The following is a 19324-nucleotide window of genomic DNA, read 5'->3' as shown; positions in this document are numbered from 1 at the left end:
CTAGGGGGTAGGGGTCAGCCGGAGAAACCAGCTCAGCCACAGGCCCTTAGGGGCGCGGGGAACTGCGCGAGCAACCGGCCACCGGCCCGCAGACAAAGCACACGCCCCCGATCGCCCCGCAGGGGCGCCTTCAGGGGCGCGGGGAACTGCGCGAGAAAAGACCACCGGCCCGCAGACACAGACCGGGCCCAAACAGGGGCGCGGGGAACTGCGCGACCAGCCGACCACCGGGCCGCAGACACAGACCGGGCACAAGCAGGGGCGCGGGCGGCCCACCACTCAGCCGCAGACAAAGCCCGGGCACAAACAGGGGCGGGTCAGGTCACCGACAGCAGTACCACCAGCAGCACCGCCCCCGCCACCGCCGGCGCGATGACCTCGTACGCCCAGCGGACGCTCACAGAACCCTGCGCGCCGTCCCGCCCCGCACCCCGCTCCGCCAGCTCCCGAAGTTCCCGGATCGTGCGGTCCGCCGCGGCGGTCCGCGGCTCGTCGTCGCTCGCGGTCGAAGACGCCCGCCCCTGCGCCCGCGCGGCCTTCTTCCGCTGCCGCAGCGACACCGGGATCGACCACAGCTGGTACTTCGTACCGCCCTGGTCGAACACCTCGCTGGAGTACCCGGCCCGCACATCCGCCACCGCCGCCCACGGCAACGTGATCGTCCGGAACGGGTTGCGCACCCGCATCCGGTCGTCGTTGGCGAACACGGCCGGGCGCACGGTGAACGCGAACACCAGCGGCACCCCGCAGAGCAGCCCGGCCAGCGCCAGCCAGGGCGCGCTGCCGTGGCCCCGTACGATCGCGTCCCCCGCCAGCCACAGCCCGAGCGCGAGCAGCAGCGCGCCTCCGGCGATACCGCCGGGTGAGCGGTAGACGCGGTCGGCGTAGGTGGGCTCGGCGGGCGGCGTGGGGCTCGTCATGGGGCCGATTGTGCACTACCTGTTCGAGCGGGGCAGAGAGAGGGCGCGGACGCGCCCGGCCCGCGACGCGCGAAGGGGTGCCGCCACGGTGAGTGGCGGCACCCCGAACGAGGTGACGGCGAAGGACGTCAGCCGCGCGCACCCGCGCGGCGCCGCAGCGCGACGAACCCGAGCCCGGCCGCGCCGACCGAGGCGAGACCCGCGCCGCCCGCCACGAGCACGGTGTGGTCGTCGCCGCCGCCCTTGATCTCGGCCCCGGCCGCGACCGCGCCCTTGGGAACGACCTGGACGCCGGTGGCACCGGTCTGGGCGGCCGGAGCCGGGGCGGGCGTCGAGGTGGCCGGAGCGCCCTTGCCGGGCGTACCGGTGCTGCCCTTGCCGCCCGTGCCCTTGCCGCCGGTGCCCTTGCCGCCCGTGCCCTTGTCGCTGCCGCCCATGTCCACGTCGTACGACATGAGCTTGCCGCGCGAGTCCAGAGTCACCCGGACCAGGACCTCCGGGTAGACCTCCTGGTCCTTCGGCGCGTGGTCGAAGCCCGCGCGCAGCACACCGAGCTGGTTGCCGTCCTTCTCCAGGATGTGGGCCGAGTAGTACACGTGCTTGCCCTCGTCGTGGGCGTACACCTTGCCCTTGAGGCCGCCGAGGAGCGTCTGGGTGCGCACCAGGCGGCCCGAGTCGCCGCTCTCGCCCTGACCGCCGTACGGCCCGGCCATGGCCGAGGTGATGAGGCCCTCGGAGGTGAGGACCACCCGGACCCCGGCGAAGACGTCGCTGTCCTTGGAGGTGTAGCCGCCGCCCGCCTTGAGCTCTCCGAGCACCTTGCCGCCCTTGAGCACGGTCGCCGTGAAGTAGCGGTGCTGCTCGCCGCGGTGGTAGAGCTTCGCCGTCAGGCCGCCCTTGAGCGCGACCGTACGAACGGGCTTGGCCGGGGCCGGAGTCGGGTCCGGGGCGTCGTCCACGCGCTCGGGGAAGTAGACCGTGGTGTTGGTGCTGCCCGCGCCCGAGACGACCAGCTCCGGCAGCTCCCCGCCGACCCGGTTCAGCCGCAGCCGGATCCCGTCGACCACCGCGCTGGTCTGCTTGCGGTCGAGCACCGTCATGACCCGGGTCATGTAGGTGTCGCCACGCTGCCAGTCCGGGCCCACCGCGCGGATCCACGCCTCGGGGCCGCCGTCGGCCGTGTGGTTGCGCAGCACCGCGACGTAGCCCTTGCCGATGTAGACGGGGAGGCCGGAGTAGCGGTCGTTCTTGGCGGCGGCCGCCTTGGAGACGGACGGCGCGGCGAGCGCGGTGGTCGCGGTGACGACCGGGGTGAGGGCGACACCGGCGACGACGGCGGTCGCGAGGACGGTGCGGAGGGCGTTACGCATGACGACTCCCAAGGAGACAAGTGGTGGAAGAGGGAAGAGCCGCATGCCGCTGTGTTCTCGTTCGGGTGGGGCCGTTGAGGTTTTGGCGGGCTGCATCAATGAATTTAGTGATCTTGTTCGCCGGAGCCGTCCGCTCCTTGTCACAGCGGTGTGACAGGGAGCGGAGGCGCACGCTCCGAAGGGCGTCCACGGGCCGCTCCAAAGGGGCCCTGGTCAGCGGGGCTGTACAGGACGCTACGCGCGTAGATATGCTCATCTGGTGACCATGCCCACCAATGCACCAGCAGCTGCCCTCGCCGACGCGACCGCGTCGGACGCGGCACTGCGCCGCTTCCTCCACGGGCTCCCCGGCATCGACCCGGTGGGCCTGGAAGCGCGCGCCGCGTCCCTCGGCACCCGTTCGATCAAGACGACGGCCAAGGCGTACGCCATCGACCTGGCCATCTCGATGATCGACCTGACGACGCTCGAAGGCGCGGACACCCCGGGCAAGGTCCGGGCGCTCGCCGCCAAGGCCGTCCACCCCGACCCGCTCGACCGCACCACCCCGGCCACCGCCGCCGTCTGCGTCTACCCCGACATGGTGGCCACCGCCAAGGAGGCCCTGAAGGGCTCGGACGTGAAGGTCGCGTCCGTCGCCACCGCCTTCCCGGCCGGCCGCGCCTCCCTCCCGGTCAAGCTCGCGGACGTCCGCGACGCCGTGGCCGCCGGCGCCGACGAGATCGACATGGTGATCGACCGGGGCGCGTTCCTGGCCGGTCACTACCTGAAGGTGTACGAGGAGATCGCGGCCGTGAAGGCCGAGTGCGGTGACAAGGCCCGCCTCAAGGTCATCTTCGAGACCGGCGAGCTCTCCACGTACGACAACATCCGCCGCGCCTCCTGGCTCGGCATGATGGGCGGCGCCGACTTCATCAAGACGTCGACCGGCAAGGTCGCGGTGAACGCCACGCCCGCCAACACCCTGGTCCTCCTCGAGGCCGTGCGCGACTACCGCGCCCAGACCGGCGTCCAGGTCGGCGTGAAGCCCGCCGGCGGCATCCGCTCGACCAAGGACGCCATCAAGTTCCTGGTCCTGGTCAACGAGACCGTGGGCGAGGACTGGCTGGACAACCACTGGTTCCGCTTCGGCGCCTCCTCGCTGCTCAACGACCTGCTGATGCAGCGTCAGAAGCTGGCGACCGGCCGCTACTCCGGTCCCGACTACGTGACGGTGGACTGATCACCATGAGTTCTGTGTTTGAGTACGCGCCCGCCCCCGAGTCGCGCTCGGTCGTCGACATCGCGCCCTCGTACGGCCTGTTCATCGACGGCGAGTTCGTCGACGCGGCCGACGGCAAGGTCTTCAAGACCGTCTCGCCGAGCTCCGAGGAAGTCCTCTCCGAGGTCGCCCAGGCGGGCGAGGCGGACGTGGACCGGGCCGTGAAGGCCGCCCGCAAGGCGTTCGAGAAGTGGTCGGCGCTGCCCGGCTCCGAGCGCGCCAAGTACCTGTTCCGCATCGCCCGGATCATCCAGGAGCGCAGCCGCGAGCTGGCCGTCCTGGAGACCCTGGACAACGGCAAGCCGATCAAGGAGACCCGCGACGCGGACCTCCCGCTGGTCGCCGCGCACTTCTTCTACTACGCGGGCTGGGCCGACAAGCTCGACCACGCCGGCTACGGGCCGAACCCGCGGCCGCTCGGCGTCGCGGGCCAGGTCATCCCGTGGAACTTCCCGCTGCTGATGCTGGCGTGGAAGATCGCCCCGGCGCTCGCGACCGGCAACACGGTCGTCCTCAAGCCCGCCGAGACGACCCCGCTGACCGCCCTGTTCTTCGCGGACATCTGCCGCCAGGCGGGTCTGCCCAAGGGCGTCGTCAACATCCTCACCGGGTACGGCGACGCGGGCGCGGCCCTCGTCGGGCACCCCGGCGTCGACAAGGTCGCCTTCACCGGCTCGACCGCCGTCGGCAAGGCGATCGCCCGGTCGATCGCGGGCACCGGCAAGAAGGCCACCCTGGAGCTGGGCGGCAAGGGCGCCAACATCGTCTTCGACGACGCCCCGATCGACCAGGCCGTCGAGGGCATCGTCAACGGCATCTTCTTCAACCAGGGCCAGGTCTGCTGCGCGGGCTCGCGCCTGCTGGTCCAGGAGTCGATCCAGGACGAGCTGCTGGACTCCCTCAAGCGCCGCCTGAGCACCCTGCGCCTGGGCGACCCGCTCGACAAGAACACCGACATCGGCGCCATCAACTCGGCCGAGCAGCTGGCCCGGATCACCGCGCTCGCCGAGACCGGCGAGGCCGAGGGCGCCGAGCGCTGGTCCCCGGCGTGCGACCTGCCGGAGAACGGCTACTGGTTCGCGCCGACCCTCTTCACCAACGTCACCCAGGCGCACACCATCGCCCGCGACGAGATCTTCGGCCCGGTCCTGTCGGTGCTGTCGTTCCGTACGCCGGACGAGGCCGTCGCCAAGGCCAACAACAGCCAGTACGGCCTGTCGGCGGGCATCTGGACGGAGAAGGGCTCGCGCATCCTCGCGGTCGCGAACAAGCTCCGGGCCGGTGTCGTGTGGGCCAACACGTTCAACAAGTTCGACCCGACCTCGCCCTTCGGCGGCTACAAGGAGTCGGGCTTCGGCCGCGAGGGCGGCCGGCACGGTCTGGAGGGTTACCTCGATGTCTGAGAAGTCGACGGAGAAGTCGTCCGTGAAGTCGGCGGAGAGGTCCGAGCCGACCCGTCTCGGTGTCTTCAAGACCTACAAGCTGTACGTGGGCGGGAAGTTCCCGCGTTCCGAGAGCGGCCGGGTGTACGAGGTGAGCGACTCCAAGGGCAACTGGCTGGCGAACGCGCCCCTGTCCTCCCGCAAGGACGCCCGGGACGCGGTCGTCGCCGCGCGCAAGGCGTTCGGCGGCTGGTCCGGCGCGACCGCGTACAACCGCGGCCAGGTCCTCTACCGCGTCGCCGAGATGCTGGAGGGCCGCAAGGAGCAGTTCGTCCGGGAGGTCGCCGAGGCGGAGGGCCTGTCGAAGTCCAGGGCCGCCGCCCAGGTGGACGCGGCGATCGACCGCTGGGTCTGGTACGCGGGGTGGACCGACAAGATCGGCCAGATCGTGGGTGGCGCCAACCCGGTCGCGGGGCCGTACTTCAACCTGTCCACGCCGGAGCCGACCGGTGTCGTCACCGTCGTCGCGCCCCAGGACTCCTCGTTCCTCGGCCTGGTGTCGGTGATCGCCCCGGTGATCGCGACCGGCAACACCGCCGTGGTGATCGCGAGCGAGCAGGCGCCGCTGCCGGCGCTGTCGCTGGGCGAGGTGCTCGCCACGTCCGACCTGCCGGGCGGTGTCGTCAACGTCCTCTCCGGCAGGACGGCCGAGCTCGCGCTGCCGCTGGCGGCCCACCAGGACGTCAACGCGATCGACCTCACCGGGGCCGGGAGCGAGCTGGCCCGCGATCTGGAGGTCGCGGCGGCGGACAACCTGAAGCGGGTGCTGCGTCCGGGCGCCGACGACTGGGCCGCCGATCCCGGTACGCACCGGATGACCGCGTTCCTGGAGACCAAGACGGTGTGGCACCCGACGGGCTCGCTGGGCGCGTCCGGCTCGGCCTACTAGCAGGACCTCCGAACCCCGAACGGCGTCCCGGGCCCCCACCCGTGGCGCCGTTCGGTATTTTCCGCGCCGACTCTCAGCCCGGGAGCAGCCGCGCCGCCGTGCCGATCACCGGGAAGTCCTTGAGGGCGCCGCTCTCGTGCAGCGGGCCCGTCGCCATCGCCGTGGAGATCGGCTTGAAGTCCGCGACCTCGGTGCCGACCGCGTTGTCCAGCGGGTCCACCGAGGTCTTGGCGAACGGGTTGAGGCTGAGCGTCTTGGCGGGGGCGAGGGCGTTGGTCACCCCGGCCGAGAGGTCGCCCGTCACGGAGCGTGTCGTGCCGTCGACCTCGGCCCCGGGGTTCGTCACCGCCCGCCCGACCGTCCCCGCCGGGTCCGGGACCGCCTGCGCCGCGCCCGCCGCCCCGGCCAGCGCCGCGCCCGCGGCGGTCGCGGTGAGCCCGGCGCGCAGCAGCACCCGGCCGCGACGGGCCCCGCCGGCTGTGTTTCGTGCCATGTCGTCCACTCTCCTGGGAGTCTCCTGCGTATCGGTGCGAGCACGCAGCGTAGTTGAGGTGTGATGCTCGATACCAACGGGCTCCCCGAGTGGTCCACCTCCCGGGTGGATGCCTCAGACTGGTGTCCCGTGACCGCACACGCCATCCCGACCCGTGTTGTTCTCCTCACGGGCCCCTCCGGTTCAGGAAAGTCGTCCCTCGCCGCGCTCACGGGTCTGCCCGTGCTGCGCCTGGACGACTTCTACAAGGAGGGCGACGACCCGACCCTGCCGCGGGTGCCCGGGTCCCCGGACATCGACTGGGACTCGCCGGAGTCCTGGGACGCGGACGCCGCCGTCGCGGCGGTCGTCGAGCTGTGCCGTACGGGGCGGACGGCCGTGCCGGACTACGACATCGCGACGAGCTCGCGTACCGGTTCGAGCCTGTTCGGCATCGACCGTACGCCGCTGTTCGTGGCGGAGGGGATCTTCGCGGCGGACATCGTGGCGCGGGTGCGGGAGCACGGGGTGCTGGCCGACGCGCTGTGTCTGCGCGGCCGTCCCTCGACGACGTTCCGCCGGCGTCTCCTCCGGGACCTTCGCGAAGGACGCAAGTCCGTGCCGATGCTGGTGCGGCGGGGGTGGCGGCTGATGCGGGCCGAGCGGGGGATCGTGGCCCGTCAGACGGCTCTGGGAGCGCACCCGTGCGGCAAGGAGGAGGCGCTGGGCCGCCTGGCCGCGGCGGCCGCGGGACGGTGTGTGGCGGCCGCGCCTACTGTCCGGGTCTGACCTCGTCAGTGGCGACCGCGGGCCGTCGCGGGCTGATCGCGCAGTGCCCCGCGCCCCCAAAAGCCCCCGCCGCTGTGGGCATGCGTGCCGCTGAGGGCGGCACGGGCGGGCACAGCGGCACCACCACCCCCGGGCGCCCTCCGCTCCCCGCTCAGGGCACAAGAAAAAGCGGGACCGAGTGGACCCCCCGGCCCTCGGTCCCGCTCTGTTTCCCCCGTGATCCCCCGTACCCCCGTTACCCGTACGCCCGACGTCTCCCCCGAGACGCCGACCCCCGTACGCTCCCCCCTGATCCCCGCACCCCGGCGGCTGCCACCACCGGGCAGACCTTCAGGCCACCAGCTCGCCGAAGGACTCCTCCTCGTCACGGCCGAAGGAGAGGACGTCGTCCTCGCGCAGCCGGCGGAGCGACCGCCAGATGCTCGACTTCACCGTGCCGACACTGATGTCGAGTATGTCCGCGATCTCCGGGTCGGTGCGGCCCTCGTAGTACCGCAGGACCAGCATCGTGCGCTGGAGTTCGGGCAGCCGCGCCAGCGCCTGCCAGAGCACCGCGCGCAGCTCCGTGCCGCGCATCGCGTCCGTGTCGCCCGCCGTCTCCGGCAGCTCCTCGGTCGGGTACTCGTTCAGCTTGCGGCGGCGCCACGCGCTGATGTGGAGGTTCGTCATGGTGCGGCGGAGGTAGCCCCCGACCGCGGCCTTGTCGCTGATCCGGTCCCAGGCCCGGTAGGTCGAGAACAGCGCGCTCTGGAGCAGGTCCTCGGCCTCGTACCGGTCGCCGGTCAGGTGGTAGGCGGTGGCGTACAGGGAGGCCCGGCGCTCCTGCACATAGGCCGTGAACTCGGCCTCGGAGGCGGAACGCTCCCCCGTGGCCTCCCCGTACGCCGCATCCCCGCCGGCTCCCGCGCCCCTGAAGGGCGAGGTCGGTACCGCGTCGAGCACCGTCATGTACGACTGGTGCTGACGCCCGGTGCCGCGAGCGCACCCCCGTCCGCTCACGGCACCGGACTTCTCGCTCCGCACGACGTCGTGGAGACGCGTGACAACTGCGCTTGAGGTGGTGCTGTGCAGTGCGTTCATCTCGCGCCCCCCGTCGGTGGAGTCCTGTTTCGGTCGGTACGAGGAAGACTCTGCCCGGCCAGTTTCATCGCGGTGTCCGACGACTGTCACAGGCCTGTCACAGCGGCCTGTGCACAGTGGAGAAAGCGGGCTGTGGACCGCGGAGAAGGGGCGTTGTCCACAGGAGGTCGAACTCCGCTCCCCCATGGGCCAGAATGACCTCCGTGCCTTTCCTGTTGCTGATCGAGGACGACGACGCCATCCGCACGGCGCTCGAACTCTCCCTGTCCCGCCAGGGCCACCGTGTGGCCACCGCGGCGACGGGAGAGGACGGCCTGAAGCTGCTCCGTGAGCAGCGGCCGGATCTGGTCGTGCTGGACGTCATGCTGCCCGGGATCGACGGCTTCGAGGTGTGCCGCCGCATCCGGCGCACCGACCAGTTGCCGATCATCCTGCTGACCGCGCGCAGCGACGACATCGACGTGGTCGTGGGCCTGGAGTCCGGCGCCGACGACTACGTGGTCAAGCCGGTCCAGGGCCGGGTGCTCGACGCCCGGATCCGGGCCGTGCTGCGGCGCGGCGAGCGCGAGGCGACGGACTCGGCGACCTTCGGCAACGTGGTGATCGACCGCGCCGCGATGACGGTCACCAAGAACGGCGAGGACCTCCAACTCACCCCCACCGAGCTTCGGTTGCTCCTTGAGCTGAGCCGCCGGCCCGGGCAGGCGCTGTCCCGCCAGCAGCTGCTGCGCCTGGTGTGGGAGCACGACTATCTGGGCGACTCCCGGCTGGTCGACGCGTGTGTCCAGCGGCTGCGCGCCAAGGTCGAGGACGTACCGTCGTCGCCCACCCTGATCCGCACCGTGCGCGGGGTGGGCTACCGCCTCGACACCCCCTCGTAGCCCCTCGCTCCCGGCCGCACCCGAGGCCGAACCCAAGAAAGCAGCGATTCGGAACGTGAAGAAGGCGATACTCGCCGGCCTCCGCTGGACCAGCCTGCGCCTGCGTCTGGTCGTCGTGTTCGCGCTGGTCGCGCTGACCGCCGCCGTCTCCGCGTCGGGGATCGCGTACTGGCTCAACCGCGAGGCCGTGCTCGTACGGACCCAGGACGCGGCGCTCGGTGACTTCCGGCAGGAGATGCAGAACCGGGCTGCCTCGCTGCCGCTGCGGCCCACCGCCCACGACCTGCAGACGACCGCCCAGCAGATGGCGGCCAGCAGCCGTTCCGGCTACCACGTCAGCTCCGGCTACCAGGTGCTCCTGGTGGACGAGCGCGACCCGGGCAAGCCGATCGTGGGGGCGTCCGACGTGGACCGGTTCACGCTCGACGACGTGCCGGCCTCACTCCAGGAGGCGGTGGCCAAGAAGCAGAAGGTCACCGACAGCAACTCCTATCCGTACCACCTGTTCTGGCAGCGCAGGACCCTGCGCGGCAAGCCGTACCTGGTCGGCGGGACGAAGATCATCGGGGGTGGCGCGACCGGCTACATGCTCGCCTCGCTCGACCAGGAGCGCCAGGACCTCAACTCGCTGGCCTGGTCGCTCGGCATCGCCACCGGGCTCGCGCTGCTCGGCTCCGCGCTGCTCGCGCAGGCCGCCGCGACGACCGTGCTGCGGCCGGTGCAGCGGCTCGGCGACGCGGCCCGCCAGCTCGGCGAGGGCAAGCTCGACACCCGGCTGCGGGTCTCCGGCACGGACGAACTGGCCGATCTGTCGCGGACGTTCAACAAGACGGCCGAGAGCCTGGAGAAGAAGGTCAGCGACATGAGCGCGCGGGAGGAGGCGAGCCGGCGGTTCGTCGCCGACATGTCGCACGAGCTGCGCACCCCGCTGACCGCGCTGACCGCCGTCACGGAGGTCCTGGAGGACGAGGCGGACAGCCTCGACCCGATGATCGCGCCGGCCGTGCAGCTGGTGGTCTCCGAGACCCGGCGGCTGAACGTGCTGGTCGAGAATCTGATGGAGGTCACGCGCTTCGACGCCGGCACCGCCAAGCTGGTGCTGGACAACGTGGACATCGCCGACCAGATCACCGCGTGCATCGACGCGCGGGCCTGGCTGGACGCGGTGGACCTGGACGCCGAACGCGGCATCATGGCGCGGCTCGACCCGCGCCGCCTGGACGTGATCCTGGCCAACCTGATCGGGAACGCGCTCAAGCACGGCGGCTCCCCGGTGCGGGTGTCGGTGCGGGTGGAGGGCGAGGAGCTGGTGATCGCGGTACGGGACCACGGGCCCGGCATCCCGGAGGAGGTGCTGCCGCACGTGTTCGACCGCTTCTACAAGGCGAGCGCGTCCCGGCCGCGGTCGGAGGGCAGCGGTCTGGGCCTGTCCATCGCGATGGAGAACGCCCATATCCACGGGGGTGACATCACCGCCGCGAACTCGCCCGAGGGCGGCGCGGTGTTCGTGCTGCGGCTGCCTCGGGGCGGGGGTGAGGAGGCGTGAGACGGCTTCTCGGCGGGGCGCTGGCCCTGCTCGCGCTCGGCGGCGCCGCCACGGGGTGCGGGATCCGGCCCACCGCGGTCCCGGTCGACGCGGGGCCCGCGCCGTCGCGGGTGCCGTGCGAGGTGCCGGGGAACGCGGTGAGCCCGCAGTTCGAGGGCGTGACCGTACGGGTCTATCTGGTGTGCGGGGCGCAGCTGGTGTCGGCGGAGCGGTCGGTGCGGATCCCGGAGGGCCGGGCCTCGGCCGACCGCCTGCGCTTCGCCGAGGCGCTGCTCGCGGAGCTGGAGGTCACGCCGACGGGGGACGAGAAGGCGGCGGGGTACACGACGGACGTGCGGGGGCCGCTGACGGTGACGGCGGCGCGCAAGGGCGATCCCGCGGGCGCGCTGCGGCTCAGCCGGCGTCCCGAGGACCTGCCGGCCCTCGCGCTCTCGCAGATCGTGTGTACGTACGGGGAGAACACGCCGACGTCGTCCGGGGCACAGCAGGTGGTGCTCGGGGGGCCGGGGGAGGATCCGGTGCGGGGGTACGCGTGTACGGCGGAGATGAAGGCGCGTCCTGACGCGGCGCCGACGCTGGGCGAAGCGTTGCGCCCCTGAGGTGGTTTCCCGGGGGGCGATGCCCCCCGGACCCCTTTTTGCTGGGCCTGCGGCCCTCCCACCCCGCCTTCGTCCGCAGACCGTGGCCGGTTGCTCGCGCAGTTCCCCGCGCCCCCAAGGGGCCCGCAGGGCCCTTAAGGGGCGCGGGGAACTGCGCGACCAGCCCACCACCCACCCGCAGACAAAGGCCGGGCACAAGCAGGGGCGCAACGTCACCGGGAACGCGGAACCGATCGCGCGGCCCGGCGCGTCTTGGGGGGCGTGCAACAGCGTCATGGTGTGGGCGGCAGCGCCGCCATCCGGTTCCGTGCGGCAGGCTGCGCCCTCCTCCTCGCGCACATCGCGCTCGTCGCGTACGTCACGCTGCGCCCCCGCGACGTCATGTGGGTGACCGCGCCCAACCTCACCCCGCTCGCCGGAGTCCGCGCCGACCTGGCGCTGGGGTGGTTCGAGGCCGCGCACCGGATCGGGCAGGGGCTCGTGCTCCTCGCCCCCCTCGGCTTCCTGCTCCCCCTCGTCGGCGGGCGGCTCGACGTCTCCCCCGTCGCCTCCCTCCTCCGTACGACCGCCGCCACCGCGCTCGTCTCGCTCGGCATCGCCCTGCTCCAGACGTCCGTGCCGGGCCAGGTCGCCGACGTCGACTCGCTGCTCCTGAACACCGCCGGCGCCGCCTTCACGCACATCGCCGTGGTGCCCGCCGGGCGGAGCGCCCTGCGGCGGCGGCAGGGCCGCGAAGGGGCCGTACCGGCTGCGGCTCAGGGTCGTACCCCGACGATTCCCAGGGTCGGGATCGCCCCGTAGTCCGACGCTTTGCCCGGTTCCCGGGCGCAGGATTCAGGTATCGGATTGCCAGATGGCACCGCGACCTCAGTCCTAAGGAGTCCTCATGGCCGCCACCCTCGCCCGCCCCCGCGACGGACGCATGATCGGCGGTGTGTGCGCCGCCCTGGCGCGGCGCTTCGGCACCTCCGCCACCACCATGCGCGTGATCTTCCTGGTCTCCTGTCTGCTGCCGGGGCCCCAGTTCCTGCTCTACATCGCCCTGTGGATCCTCTTCCCGAACGAGAAGGGCCACACCCCCAGCACCGCCTGGTGACCTCAGCCGAGCACCCTGCGCACCTTCTCCAGCTGCTTGTCCGCCACGTCCCTGGGCACCTCCACCAGCTCCTGGGCCCGGCCCCGGACCGGTGCGCCGAGGTTGATCGTCATAAAGCGCACGACCGTCGCGCCCTGGCGCACCACCACGATGTGGACCGGCGTCTCCACGCTCACCTGGGTGGACAGCGCGGACCAGCTCACCGACTCGTCGCCGCCGACGCGGTACGGCCGCGCCGCCACGCGCGCGTACATGGAGCTCGTCCCGGCCAGTTCGGCCCGGAAGCCGGTGCAGCGGGCGAGCGCCGCGCGAAGGTCCCTGATCAGCTTCTCGGCGTCGGGGCGGGCGTACGTACTGAGCGACGCCGCGACCGCGAGGCCGAGCCTGCGCTGGGAGCCGAGGCCCCGGTTGACCGTCTCGCGCGCCCGCGGGCTGGGCTGGTCGCCCATGACGTCGGCGAGCGGCTGGCAGCCCTTGCGGTCGGCCTGGGGGCGGGCGCGGCCCTGGGCGGTGGTGTCGGCGGAGACCTGGTAGCCGGGCACGTCGCCCTGGGCGAGGGCCGCCCGTTGGAGCGCGCTGGACGCGGCCGCCGAAGCAGCGGGCCCGGGGGGCGCCGAGGCCCGGTCGTCGGAGGAGCCGGCGGACGAGCCGCACGCGGTGGTGAGGAGCAGCGCCGACGCCGTCAGCACGGCGAACCCGGTCGCCTTCACACGCATCCTCGGAACCCTACTCACCTGTCACTGGCCGTCGTACGAGCCGTGATCCTGACACAGAGGCGGTGGGGCGCACACCCGCAACCGGATGTGCGCCCCACCACAACGCCTCAACGCACCGGCCGGCGGTACGTTTCCGCCGTCAGCCCCCGAGGCCGGGCAGGCCGTTGCCGATGGGCAGGCCGCTGGTCGGCAGGCCGCCGAGCAGGCCACCCACCGGGTCAGCCGCGCCGGTCGGCGCGGCCGCACCCTTGGCCAGGGCGTTCTGACCGGCGGTCAGCGACTCGGGGGCACCCTTGGGCAGCGTCTTGGCGACGCCCTCCACGGGCAGCGTCTTGGTCAGGCCGGACAGGGCGGGGAGCTCGGGGACTCCGGCCACGGCGGGCGCGGCGGAGGCCGTACCGGCGGCAGCGGCGGCGAAGGCGACACCGACAGCGGCGGCACCGAGCGTCTTGACGGCAGACTGCTTCATCTGGAATTCATCCTAGGGAAGGGGATGTGAGCGGCTCTGCAAGCTAGTCAGGCCGCGGCTCGCCCCGCAAACACGTGAAACCATGGAAAACGGCCGGGAATTGCGGCTCCCGGCCGTTCACCGATTGATCGGATCAGCCCATGGGCGGGGTAGACCCGCTGGTCGCGGCAGTCTGCTTGAACAGCCATTCGGATTTCAGCTCGGCGTAGCCGGGCTTGATGACGTCATTGATCATGGCGAGGCGTTCGTCGAAAGGAATGAACGCTGATTTCATCGCATTGACGGTGAACCACTGCATGTCGTCGAGCGTGTAGCCGAACGCCTCGGTCAGCCGCTCGAATTCCTCGCTCATGCTGGTGCCGCTCATCAGCCGGTTGTCGGTGTTGACGGTGGCCCGGAAGTGCAGCTTGCGCAGCAGCCCGATCGGGTGTTCGGCGTACGAAGCGGCGGCGCCGGTCTGGAGGTTGGAGGTGGGGCACATCTCCAGCGGGATGCGCTTGTCCCGTACGTACGCGGCGAGCCGCCCCAGCTTCACCCCGCCGTCCTCGTCGACCTCGATGTCGTCGATGATGCGCACCCCGTGGCCGAGCCGGTCGGCGCCGCACCACTGGAGGGCCTGCCAGATCGACGGCAGGCCGAAGGCCTCGCCGGCGTGGATGGTGAAGTGGTTGTTCTCCCGCTTCAGGTACTCGAACGCGTCCAGGTGGCGGGTGGGCGGGAAGCCCGCCTCGGCGCCCGCGATGTCGAAGCCGACCACGCCCGAGTCCCGGTAGGCGTTGGCGAGTTCGGCGATCTCCAGGGCGCGGGCGGCGTGCCGCATGGCGGTCAGGAGCGCGCCCACGCGGATGCGGTTGCCGTCGGCGCGGGCCCGGCGCTCGCCCTCCCGGAAGCCCTCGTTGACCGCCTCCACGACCTCCTGGAGGGTCAGGCCCTTCTCCAGGTGCTGCTCCGGCGCGTACCGCACCTCGGCGTAGACGACACCGTCCTGCGCCAGGTCCTCGGCGCACTCGGCGGCGACCCGGAAGAGCGCGTCGCGGGTCTGCATGACGGCGCAGGTGTGCGCGAAGGTCTCCAGATACCGCTCCAGGGAACCGGAGTCGGCGGCTTCGCGGAACCAGATGCCGAGCTTGTCGGCCTCGGTCTCGGGCAGGTTGGTGTACCCGGTCCGGTCAGCGATCTCGATGATGGTGCCAGGACGCAGACCGCCGTCGAGGTGGTCGTGGAGCAGCACCTTCGGGGCGCGGCGGATCTGGTCCGTGGTCGGTACGTCGGTGGTCTGGCTCGTCATCTGCGCATGCTAGCCCCTACGCGCGTAGATCGCCGGGTGTCGCTCGGTTGCCGATACGTAACAGTGACCGCGCGGACGGGTGGAGTACACGTCGGCTTCTGAGACTGTTCTGCCATGGCACAGCATGCGACTTCCCTGCCTGCTGCCCGGCTCGGACGGGCCGTCGGCGCGACCGGCGCCGGCTCCTCGGTCGGCGGTGTGGTGCTGGTGCTGCCGGACGGCGACCCCGTCTCGGCGCGCCGCCCTTCCCCTCTCTCGTACGCCTCGGCGCTGCCGTTGGCACGGCGGCTGGCCCGCGCGGGGCGCGACGACGGGCTGGTGGCCCATCTCGTCCGCTACCGGGTCCGGGGCTGGAACGGCGGTGACGCCCTGCTCGCGGCGGACGCCGAATGGGCCGCCGAGGAGGTGGTACGGCGCTACGGCGACGTGCCCGTCTGCCTGGCCGGGTACGGGATGGGGGGCCGGGCGGCGCTGCGCGCGGCGGGCCATCCGGCCGTCAACTGCGTGCTCTCGCTGGCCCCTTGGCTGCCGGAGGAGGATGTGGCGGCCGAGCCGGAGCCGGTGAAGCAGCTAGTGGGCAGACGGGTGCTGATCGTGCACGGCACCAACGACGCGCGCAGCGACCCCGAGCTGTCGTTCCGGCTCGCCGCGCGCGCGAAGAAGACCAACCGCGACACCTGCCGCTTCGAGGTCCACTCGGACGGCCACGGGCTGCGCCAGCACCGCTCGGAAGTCCTCGCCCTGGCAGCCGACTTCGTGACCGGGTCGCTCTTCACGCACGCGTACGCGCGGCCCGTCGCCGACGCCCTGGCCGCCCCGCCGCCCCTGGGGCTGCGGATGCCCCTGGCGGCGGGCTTCGGGAAGTCGCTGAAGGCGTAGGGCTGTTGGGGGCCCTCGTCAGCCCTACGGCTTCTTTTAAGGATGGGGCAGTACGAGGGCCTCCTGTGGCAGCAGCTGTCCGCGCCGCGACAGCAGGAAGGCCTTGAAGGCGGCGACCGGCGGGGTGTCCGGGTGGCCGTCCAGCCAGGCGACCCCGATCTCGCGCACGGCGCGCGGCGCCGTCACCGTCAGCTCGACCACGCCCGGCCGGGCCACCGCGGGCGGCGGCAGCAGGGCCACGCCCAGGCCCGCCGCCACCAGGCCGCGCAGGGTCTCCGCCTCCTCGCCCTCGAAGGCGACCCTGGGGGTGAACCCGGCCTGGGCGCACAGGTCGTCCGTGATGCGCCGCAGCCCGTAGCCGGGCTCCAGGGTCACGAACGTCTCCTCGGCGGCCTCCGCGAGCCGCACGCGCTTGCGGGAAGCCAGCCGGTGGTCGTCGGGGACGACGAGCCGCAGCCGCTGCTCGTCCAGGCGCCGGGCCACCAGGTCGGGCGCGTCCGGCACCGGCGAGGTGAGGCACAGGTCGAGATCGCCCGCGCGCAGCCGCTCGATCATCGCCTCGCCGTAGTTCTGCACGAGGGTGAAGCGCACCCGCGGGTGGGTGACCCGGAAGGCGCGGATGAGGCCGGGGACGGTCTCGGAGCCCATGGTGTGCAGAAAGCCGAAGGCGACCTTGCCCGCCGCCGGGTCGGCGTCGGCCCGGACCGACTCGGCGGCCCGGCCGACCTCGGCGAGGGCGCGCTCGGCCGGGCCCAGGAAGGTGCGCCCGGCCGGGGTGAGCGCGACCGTGCGGCCCCTGCGGGCGAACAGGGCGACGCCCAGGTCCTCTTCGAGCCGCACCATCGCGCGCGAGAGCGTCGACTGGGGCACGCCGAGCTCGTGCGCCGCGCGCGTGACGTGCTCGTGCCGAGCGACCGCGGCGAAGTACGCCAGCCGGGGCGCGAGCACCGTGACCATGTCTTCTTCGTTACTGTTCAATGACAGACACCGCCCTGAGCTGTGCTTATGCGTGAGTGGAACGATTATGCGCGTCCTACGCATTGGACGCATGAAGGTCCCGGTCCTACGGTCGACGTATGCCTCCTGCCAGTACCGGGGCACCCACCACCGTGGGTGCCTCCACCGCGCCGTCCCCCGACCAGCTCTTCCCGGGCGCTCCCGGCTACCGCCGGATGAGCTTCGCGCTCTTCGCCGCCGGGGTCGCCACCTTCGCCCTCCTCTACTCCACCCAGGCCCTGCTCCCGCTGATCTCGGGAGACTTGGGGGTGTCGGCCTCCGCGGCGAGCTGGACCGTGTCGGCGGCGACCGGCGCGCTGGCCCTGTGCGTACTGCCGCTGAGCGCGCTCTCCGAGCGGTTCGGGCGGTCCCGGACGATGACGGTCTCGCTGGTGGTGGCGGTCGGCGTGGGGCTGCTCGTCCCGTTCGCGCCCAACGTCGGCTGGCTGGTGGCGCTGCGGGCGGTGCAGGGCGCGGCGCTGGCCGGACTGCCCGCCTCCGCGATGGCCTATCTGGCGGAGGAGGTGCGGCCCAAGGCGCTGGTCGCGGCGATCGGCCTGTTCGTGGCGGGCAACTCCATCGGCGGCATGAGCGGCCGCATCCTCACCGGCTGGGTGGCGCAGGCGTGGGGCTGGCGCGCGGCGCTGGCGGCGGTCGGGCTGCTGGCGGCGGGCTGCGCGGTGGCCTTCCGGCTGCTGCTCCCCCGCTCGCGCCACTTCCGGGCCGCCCCGCTGGACCCGCGCGCGCTGGCGGCCACCGTGCGCGGCCACCTCGCGGACCCGCTGCTCGTGCGGCTGTACGCGATCGGCGCGCTCTTCATGACGGTGTTCGGTGCCGTCTACACGGTGATCGGCTACCGGCTCACCGCCGCGCCCTTCGGCCTGCCGCAGGGCGTGGTCGGCTCGATCTTCCTGGTCTACCTGGTCGGTACGGTCTCCTCGGCTGCGGCCGGGACGCTGGTCGCCCGGCTCGGCCGCCGGGGCGCGCTGTACCTGGCCGTCTCCACCACGGCCGCCGGTCTGCTGATGAGCCTGCTGGACACGCTGGCGGCGGTCCTGGCGGGGCTGGTCCTGATCACCGCCGGGTTCTTCGCGGGCCACGCGGTCGCCTCCTCCTCGGTGAGCCGCACCGCGAAGACAGGCCGGGCCCAGGCGTCGGCGCTCTACCAGTCGGCGTACTACCTGGGCAGCAGCGCCGGCGGCACGCTGGGCGCGGTCGCCTTCCACGCGGGCGGCTGGCCCGCCACGGTGCTGCTCGGCCTGCTCGCCGTCCTCGGCGTCGTCTCGGTGACGCTGTACGGCAGCCACGCCGCCCGCAGCGAGCGGCGGCGGAGTGCGACGCGGCTCGCCTCGACCCACGCCACCTGCTGAAACGTCCTTCCGAGGCGCGATTGTCAGTGGGCTCCTGTAGCTTCCGAAGAGCTGGAGCACATGGGCGATCTGGGGTGGACGCGATGGGTGATCTGACGAGTGATCTGACGACGGATCCGGCGGCGGCGACGGACCTCGACTCCCGTCTGGAGAAGCACCGGACCGAGCTGACGGGGTACTGCTACCGGATGCTCGGCTCGGCCTTCGAGGCGGAGGACGCGGTGCAGGACACGCTGGTCCGGGCATGGCGCAGCTACGGGAAGTTCGAGGGCCGCTCGTCCCTGCGGTCCTGGCTCTACCGGATCGCGACCAACGTCTGCCTGGACATGCTGTCCGCCAGCGGCAAGCGGGCCCGCCCGATGGACCTCACGGCGCCGCAGACGGCGTCCTCGGCGGTGCTGCGCTCGCGCCCGGAGGTGACCTGGCTGGAGCCGGTGCCGGACGCGCGGGTGCTGCCCACGGCGGTGGACGACCCGGCCGAGACGGCCGTCGCGCGCGAGAGCGTGCGGCTCGCCTTCGTCGCGGCGCTCCAGCACCTGCCGCCCAAGCAGCGGGCGGTGCTCATCCTGCGCGAGGTGCTCGCCTGGAAGGCGAGCGAGGTGGCCGAGCTGCTCGGTACGACGGTGGCGTCGGTCAACAGCGCGCTCCAGCGGGCGCGGGCGACGCTGGCGGAGTCGGAGCCGCGCGCCTCGGACGCGGCGGACCCGCTCGACGAGGAGCAGCAGAAGCTCCTGGCCCGCTATGTGGCGGCGTTCGAGGGGTACGACATGTCGGCGCTCGCGTCCCTGCTCCACGAGGACGCGACGCTGTCCATGCCGCCGTACGACCTGTGGCTGCGCGGCCCCGAGGACATCGTGGCGTGGCACGTGGGTACGGGGGCGGGGTGCCGGGGCTCGCGCCTGGTGCCGACGGTGGCCAACGGCACGCCGGCGTTCGGCCAGTACCGGCCCGGCGGGCCCGGCCGGTATGAGCCGTGGGCGCTTCAGGTGGTGGAGATCGCGGACGGAAAGATAGTGGGCCTGAACGCGTTCCTGGACACGGCGCGTTGGTTCCCGATGTTCGACCTGCCCGAGTCACTCGGCCCCGCGTGAGGTGTTGCCCGGCCTTTGTCTGCGGCTGAGTGGTGGGTTACTCGCGCAGTTCCCCGCGCCCCTAGGTAGTACGGCTCGCCCGGCGGTTCCCCGTGTCCCTTGAAACCCTCGTTCGTCTGCGGACCGTGGCCGCTTCTCGCGCAGTTCCCCGCGCCCCTGAGGTAGTCCCC

At 72.3% G+C, this 19324-nt stretch carries 20 protein-coding genes; 12 read left to right on the top strand and 8 right to left on the bottom strand.

The window, feature by feature from the left end; genetic code table 11:
* Positions 1-317: 317 nt before the first annotated feature.
* Complete coding sequence (locus tag ABD236_RS07135) at positions 318-920, bottom strand: PH domain-containing protein (RefSeq protein ID WP_344071407.1); 603 nt, start codon at positions 918-920, stop codon at positions 318-320.
* 128 nt (positions 921-1048) lie between these two features.
* Positions 1049-2290 (bottom strand): hypothetical protein, encoded by a 1242-nt coding sequence (locus ABD236_RS07130; protein WP_344071405.1) that lies wholly within the window; start codon positions 2288-2290, stop codon positions 1049-1051.
* A 265-nt stretch (positions 2291-2555) separates the two neighbouring features.
* Here ABD236_RS07130 and deoC point away from each other — a divergent pair, with 265 nt between their 5' ends.
* From deoC to ABD236_RS07115, 3 genes are read left to right on the top strand one after another with little or no spacing between them, the layout of a single operon-like run.
* A complete protein-coding gene (deoC, locus tag ABD236_RS07125; protein ID WP_344071437.1) occupies positions 2556-3512 on the top strand; it encodes a deoxyribose-phosphate aldolase in 957 nt (318 codons plus the stop codon).
* A 5-nt stretch (positions 3513-3517) separates the two neighbouring features.
* On the top strand, positions 3518-4954 hold the full coding sequence (locus ABD236_RS07120) for an aldehyde dehydrogenase family protein (RefSeq protein ID WP_344071403.1): 1437 nt from the start codon (positions 3518-3520) through the stop codon (positions 4952-4954).
* Complete coding sequence (locus ABD236_RS07115) at positions 4947-5882, top strand: aldehyde dehydrogenase family protein (protein ID WP_344071401.1); 936 nt, start codon at positions 4947-4949, stop codon at positions 5880-5882. Before ABD236_RS07120 ends, ABD236_RS07115 begins: the two co-directional genes overlap by 8 nt.
* A gap of 73 nt (positions 5883-5955) precedes the next feature.
* Here ABD236_RS07115 and ABD236_RS07110 read toward each other — a convergent pair whose 3' ends face one another.
* Complete coding sequence (locus tag ABD236_RS07110) at positions 5956-6375, bottom strand: hypothetical protein (protein WP_344071399.1); 420 nt, start codon at positions 6373-6375, stop codon at positions 5956-5958.
* 63 nt (positions 6376-6438) lie between these two features.
* Here ABD236_RS07110 and ABD236_RS07105 point away from each other — a divergent pair, with 63 nt between their 5' ends.
* Positions 6439-7143, top strand: coding sequence for a uridine kinase (locus ABD236_RS07105; protein WP_344071397.1), 705 nt, complete (start codon positions 6439-6441; stop codon positions 7141-7143).
* 330 nt (positions 7144-7473) lie between these two features.
* On the opposite strand, the gene ABD236_RS07100 is transcribed toward ABD236_RS07105, so the two are convergent.
* The gene (locus tag ABD236_RS07100; RefSeq protein ID WP_344071395.1) at positions 7474-8223 is read right to left on the bottom strand and encodes a SigE family RNA polymerase sigma factor; all 750 of its coding nucleotides are present in this window, start codon (positions 8221-8223) and stop codon (positions 7474-7476) included.
* Positions 8224-8426: 203 nt separating this feature from the next.
* Between ABD236_RS07100 and afsQ1 the strand changes: the two genes are divergently transcribed.
* From afsQ1 to ABD236_RS07075, 5 genes are all read left to right on the top strand, one after another.
* Positions 8427-9104 carry a two-component system response regulator AfsQ1 gene (afsQ1, locus tag ABD236_RS07095; protein ID WP_190094067.1) on the top strand — a complete coding sequence of 226 codons (678 nt, stop codon included), beginning with the start codon at positions 8427-8429 and terminating at the stop codon, positions 9102-9104.
* 55 nt (positions 9105-9159) lie between these two features.
* Positions 9160-10650 carry an ATP-binding protein gene (locus ABD236_RS07090; protein ID WP_344071391.1) on the top strand — a complete coding sequence of 497 codons (1491 nt, stop codon included), beginning with the start codon at positions 9160-9162 and terminating at the stop codon, positions 10648-10650.
* Positions 10647-11249 (top strand): hypothetical protein, encoded by a 603-nt coding sequence (locus ABD236_RS07085; protein WP_344071389.1) that lies wholly within the window; start codon positions 10647-10649, stop codon positions 11247-11249. Before ABD236_RS07090 ends, ABD236_RS07085 begins: the two co-directional genes overlap by 4 nt.
* A 261-nt stretch (positions 11250-11510) precedes the next feature.
* Positions 11511-12050 carry a VanZ family protein gene (locus ABD236_RS07080; protein ID WP_344071387.1) on the top strand — a complete coding sequence of 180 codons (540 nt, stop codon included), beginning with the start codon at positions 11511-11513 and terminating at the stop codon, positions 12048-12050.
* Positions 12051-12135: 85 nt separating this feature from the next.
* Positions 12136-12345, top strand: a complete 210-nt coding sequence (locus ABD236_RS07075; RefSeq protein WP_344071385.1) for a PspC domain-containing protein — start codon at positions 12136-12138, stop codon at positions 12343-12345.
* 2 nt (positions 12346-12347) lie between these two features.
* Here the strand turns inward: ABD236_RS07075 and ABD236_RS07070 are convergent, their stop codons facing one another.
* The 3 genes from ABD236_RS07070 to ABD236_RS07060 all read right to left on the bottom strand — a co-directional run bounded on the left by ABD236_RS07070 (position 12348) and on the right by ABD236_RS07060 (position 14818).
* Positions 12348-13061: a hypothetical protein gene (locus ABD236_RS07070; RefSeq protein WP_344071383.1), complete on the bottom strand. Its 714-nt coding sequence runs from the start codon at positions 13059-13061 to the stop codon at positions 12348-12350.
* 139 nt (positions 13062-13200) lie between these two features.
* The gene (locus ABD236_RS07065; protein WP_344071381.1) at positions 13201-13530 is read right to left on the bottom strand and encodes an ATP-binding protein; all 330 of its coding nucleotides are present in this window, start codon (positions 13528-13530) and stop codon (positions 13201-13203) included.
* A gap of 133 nt (positions 13531-13663) precedes the next feature.
* On the bottom strand, positions 13664-14818 hold the full coding sequence (locus ABD236_RS07060) for an adenosine deaminase (protein WP_344071379.1): 1155 nt from the start codon (positions 14816-14818) through the stop codon (positions 13664-13666).
* A gap of 114 nt (positions 14819-14932) precedes the next feature.
* On the opposite strand from ABD236_RS07060, the gene ABD236_RS07055 reads away from it, so the two are divergent.
* Positions 14933-15697 carry an alpha/beta hydrolase gene (locus ABD236_RS07055; RefSeq protein WP_344071377.1) on the top strand — a complete coding sequence of 255 codons (765 nt, stop codon included), beginning with the start codon at positions 14933-14935 and terminating at the stop codon, positions 15695-15697.
* Between the two features lie 36 nt (positions 15698-15733).
* Here ABD236_RS07055 and ABD236_RS07050 read toward each other — a convergent pair whose 3' ends face one another.
* Entirely contained in the window at positions 15734-16654 is a 921-nt protein-coding gene (locus ABD236_RS07050; protein ID WP_344071375.1) for a LysR family transcriptional regulator, read from the bottom strand.
* Positions 16655-16773: 119 nt separating this feature from the next.
* On the opposite strand from ABD236_RS07050, the gene ABD236_RS07045 reads away from it, so the two are divergent.
* Positions 16774-18063: an MFS transporter gene (locus tag ABD236_RS07045; RefSeq protein ID WP_344071373.1), complete on the top strand. Its 1290-nt coding sequence runs from the start codon at positions 16774-16776 to the stop codon at positions 18061-18063.
* Positions 18064-18146: 83 nt separating this feature from the next.
* Positions 18147-19154 carry a sigma-70 family RNA polymerase sigma factor gene (locus ABD236_RS07040; RefSeq protein WP_344071371.1) on the top strand — a complete coding sequence of 336 codons (1008 nt, stop codon included), beginning with the start codon at positions 18147-18149 and terminating at the stop codon, positions 19152-19154.
* Positions 19155-19324 lie beyond the last annotated feature (170 nt).

This window comes from Streptomyces crystallinus, assembly GCF_039521265.1.
Classification (GTDB): Bacteria; Actinomycetota; Actinomycetes; order Streptomycetales; family Streptomycetaceae; genus Streptomyces; species Streptomyces crystallinus.
Note: the sequence above shows the minus strand (reverse complement) of the source record. Positions and strands in the feature narration are given on the sequence as shown.

Excerpts from the sequence above, each read along its gene's own strand:
- ABD236_RS07045 (WP_344071373.1), top strand. The coding sequence starts at position 16,774 with ATGCCTCCTGCCAGTACCGGGGCACCCACCACCGTGGGTGCCTCCACC.
- ABD236_RS07110 (WP_344071399.1), bottom strand. The coding sequence starts at position 6,375 with ATGGCACGAAACACAGCCGGCGGGGCCCGTCGCGGCCGGGTGCTGCTG.
- ABD236_RS07060 (WP_344071379.1), bottom strand. The coding sequence starts at position 14,818 with ATGACGAGCCAGACCACCGACGTACCGACCACGGACCAGATCCGCCGC.
- ABD236_RS07100 (WP_344071395.1), bottom strand. The coding sequence starts at position 8,223 with ATGAACGCACTGCACAGCACCACCTCAAGCGCAGTTGTCACGCGTCTC.
- ABD236_RS07135 (WP_344071407.1), bottom strand. The coding sequence starts at position 920 with ATGACGAGCCCCACGCCGCCCGCCGAGCCCACCTACGCCGACCGCGTC.
- ABD236_RS07105 (WP_344071397.1), top strand. The coding sequence starts at position 6,439 with ATGCTCGATACCAACGGGCTCCCCGAGTGGTCCACCTCCCGGGTGGAT.
- ABD236_RS07065 (WP_344071381.1), bottom strand. The coding sequence starts at position 13,530 with ATGAAGCAGTCTGCCGTCAAGACGCTCGGTGCCGCCGCTGTCGGTGTC.
- ABD236_RS07070 (WP_344071383.1), bottom strand. The coding sequence starts at position 13,061 with ATGCGTGTGAAGGCGACCGGGTTCGCCGTGCTGACGGCGTCGGCGCTG.
- ABD236_RS07075 (WP_344071385.1), top strand. The coding sequence starts at position 12,136 with ATGGCCGCCACCCTCGCCCGCCCCCGCGACGGACGCATGATCGGCGGT.
- ABD236_RS07115 (WP_344071401.1), top strand. The coding sequence starts at position 4,947 with ATGTCTGAGAAGTCGACGGAGAAGTCGTCCGTGAAGTCGGCGGAGAGG.
- ABD236_RS07055 (WP_344071377.1), top strand. The coding sequence starts at position 14,933 with ATGGCACAGCATGCGACTTCCCTGCCTGCTGCCCGGCTCGGACGGGCC.
- deoC (WP_344071437.1), top strand. The coding sequence starts at position 2,556 with ATGCCCACCAATGCACCAGCAGCTGCCCTCGCCGACGCGACCGCGTCG.
- ABD236_RS07130 (WP_344071405.1), bottom strand. The coding sequence starts at position 2,290 with ATGCGTAACGCCCTCCGCACCGTCCTCGCGACCGCCGTCGTCGCCGGT.
- ABD236_RS07120 (WP_344071403.1), top strand. The coding sequence starts at position 3,518 with ATGAGTTCTGTGTTTGAGTACGCGCCCGCCCCCGAGTCGCGCTCGGTC.
- ABD236_RS07040 (WP_344071371.1), top strand. The coding sequence starts at position 18,147 with ATGGGTGATCTGACGAGTGATCTGACGACGGATCCGGCGGCGGCGACG.
- ABD236_RS07050 (WP_344071375.1), bottom strand. The coding sequence starts at position 16,654 with ATGGTCACGGTGCTCGCGCCCCGGCTGGCGTACTTCGCCGCGGTCGCT.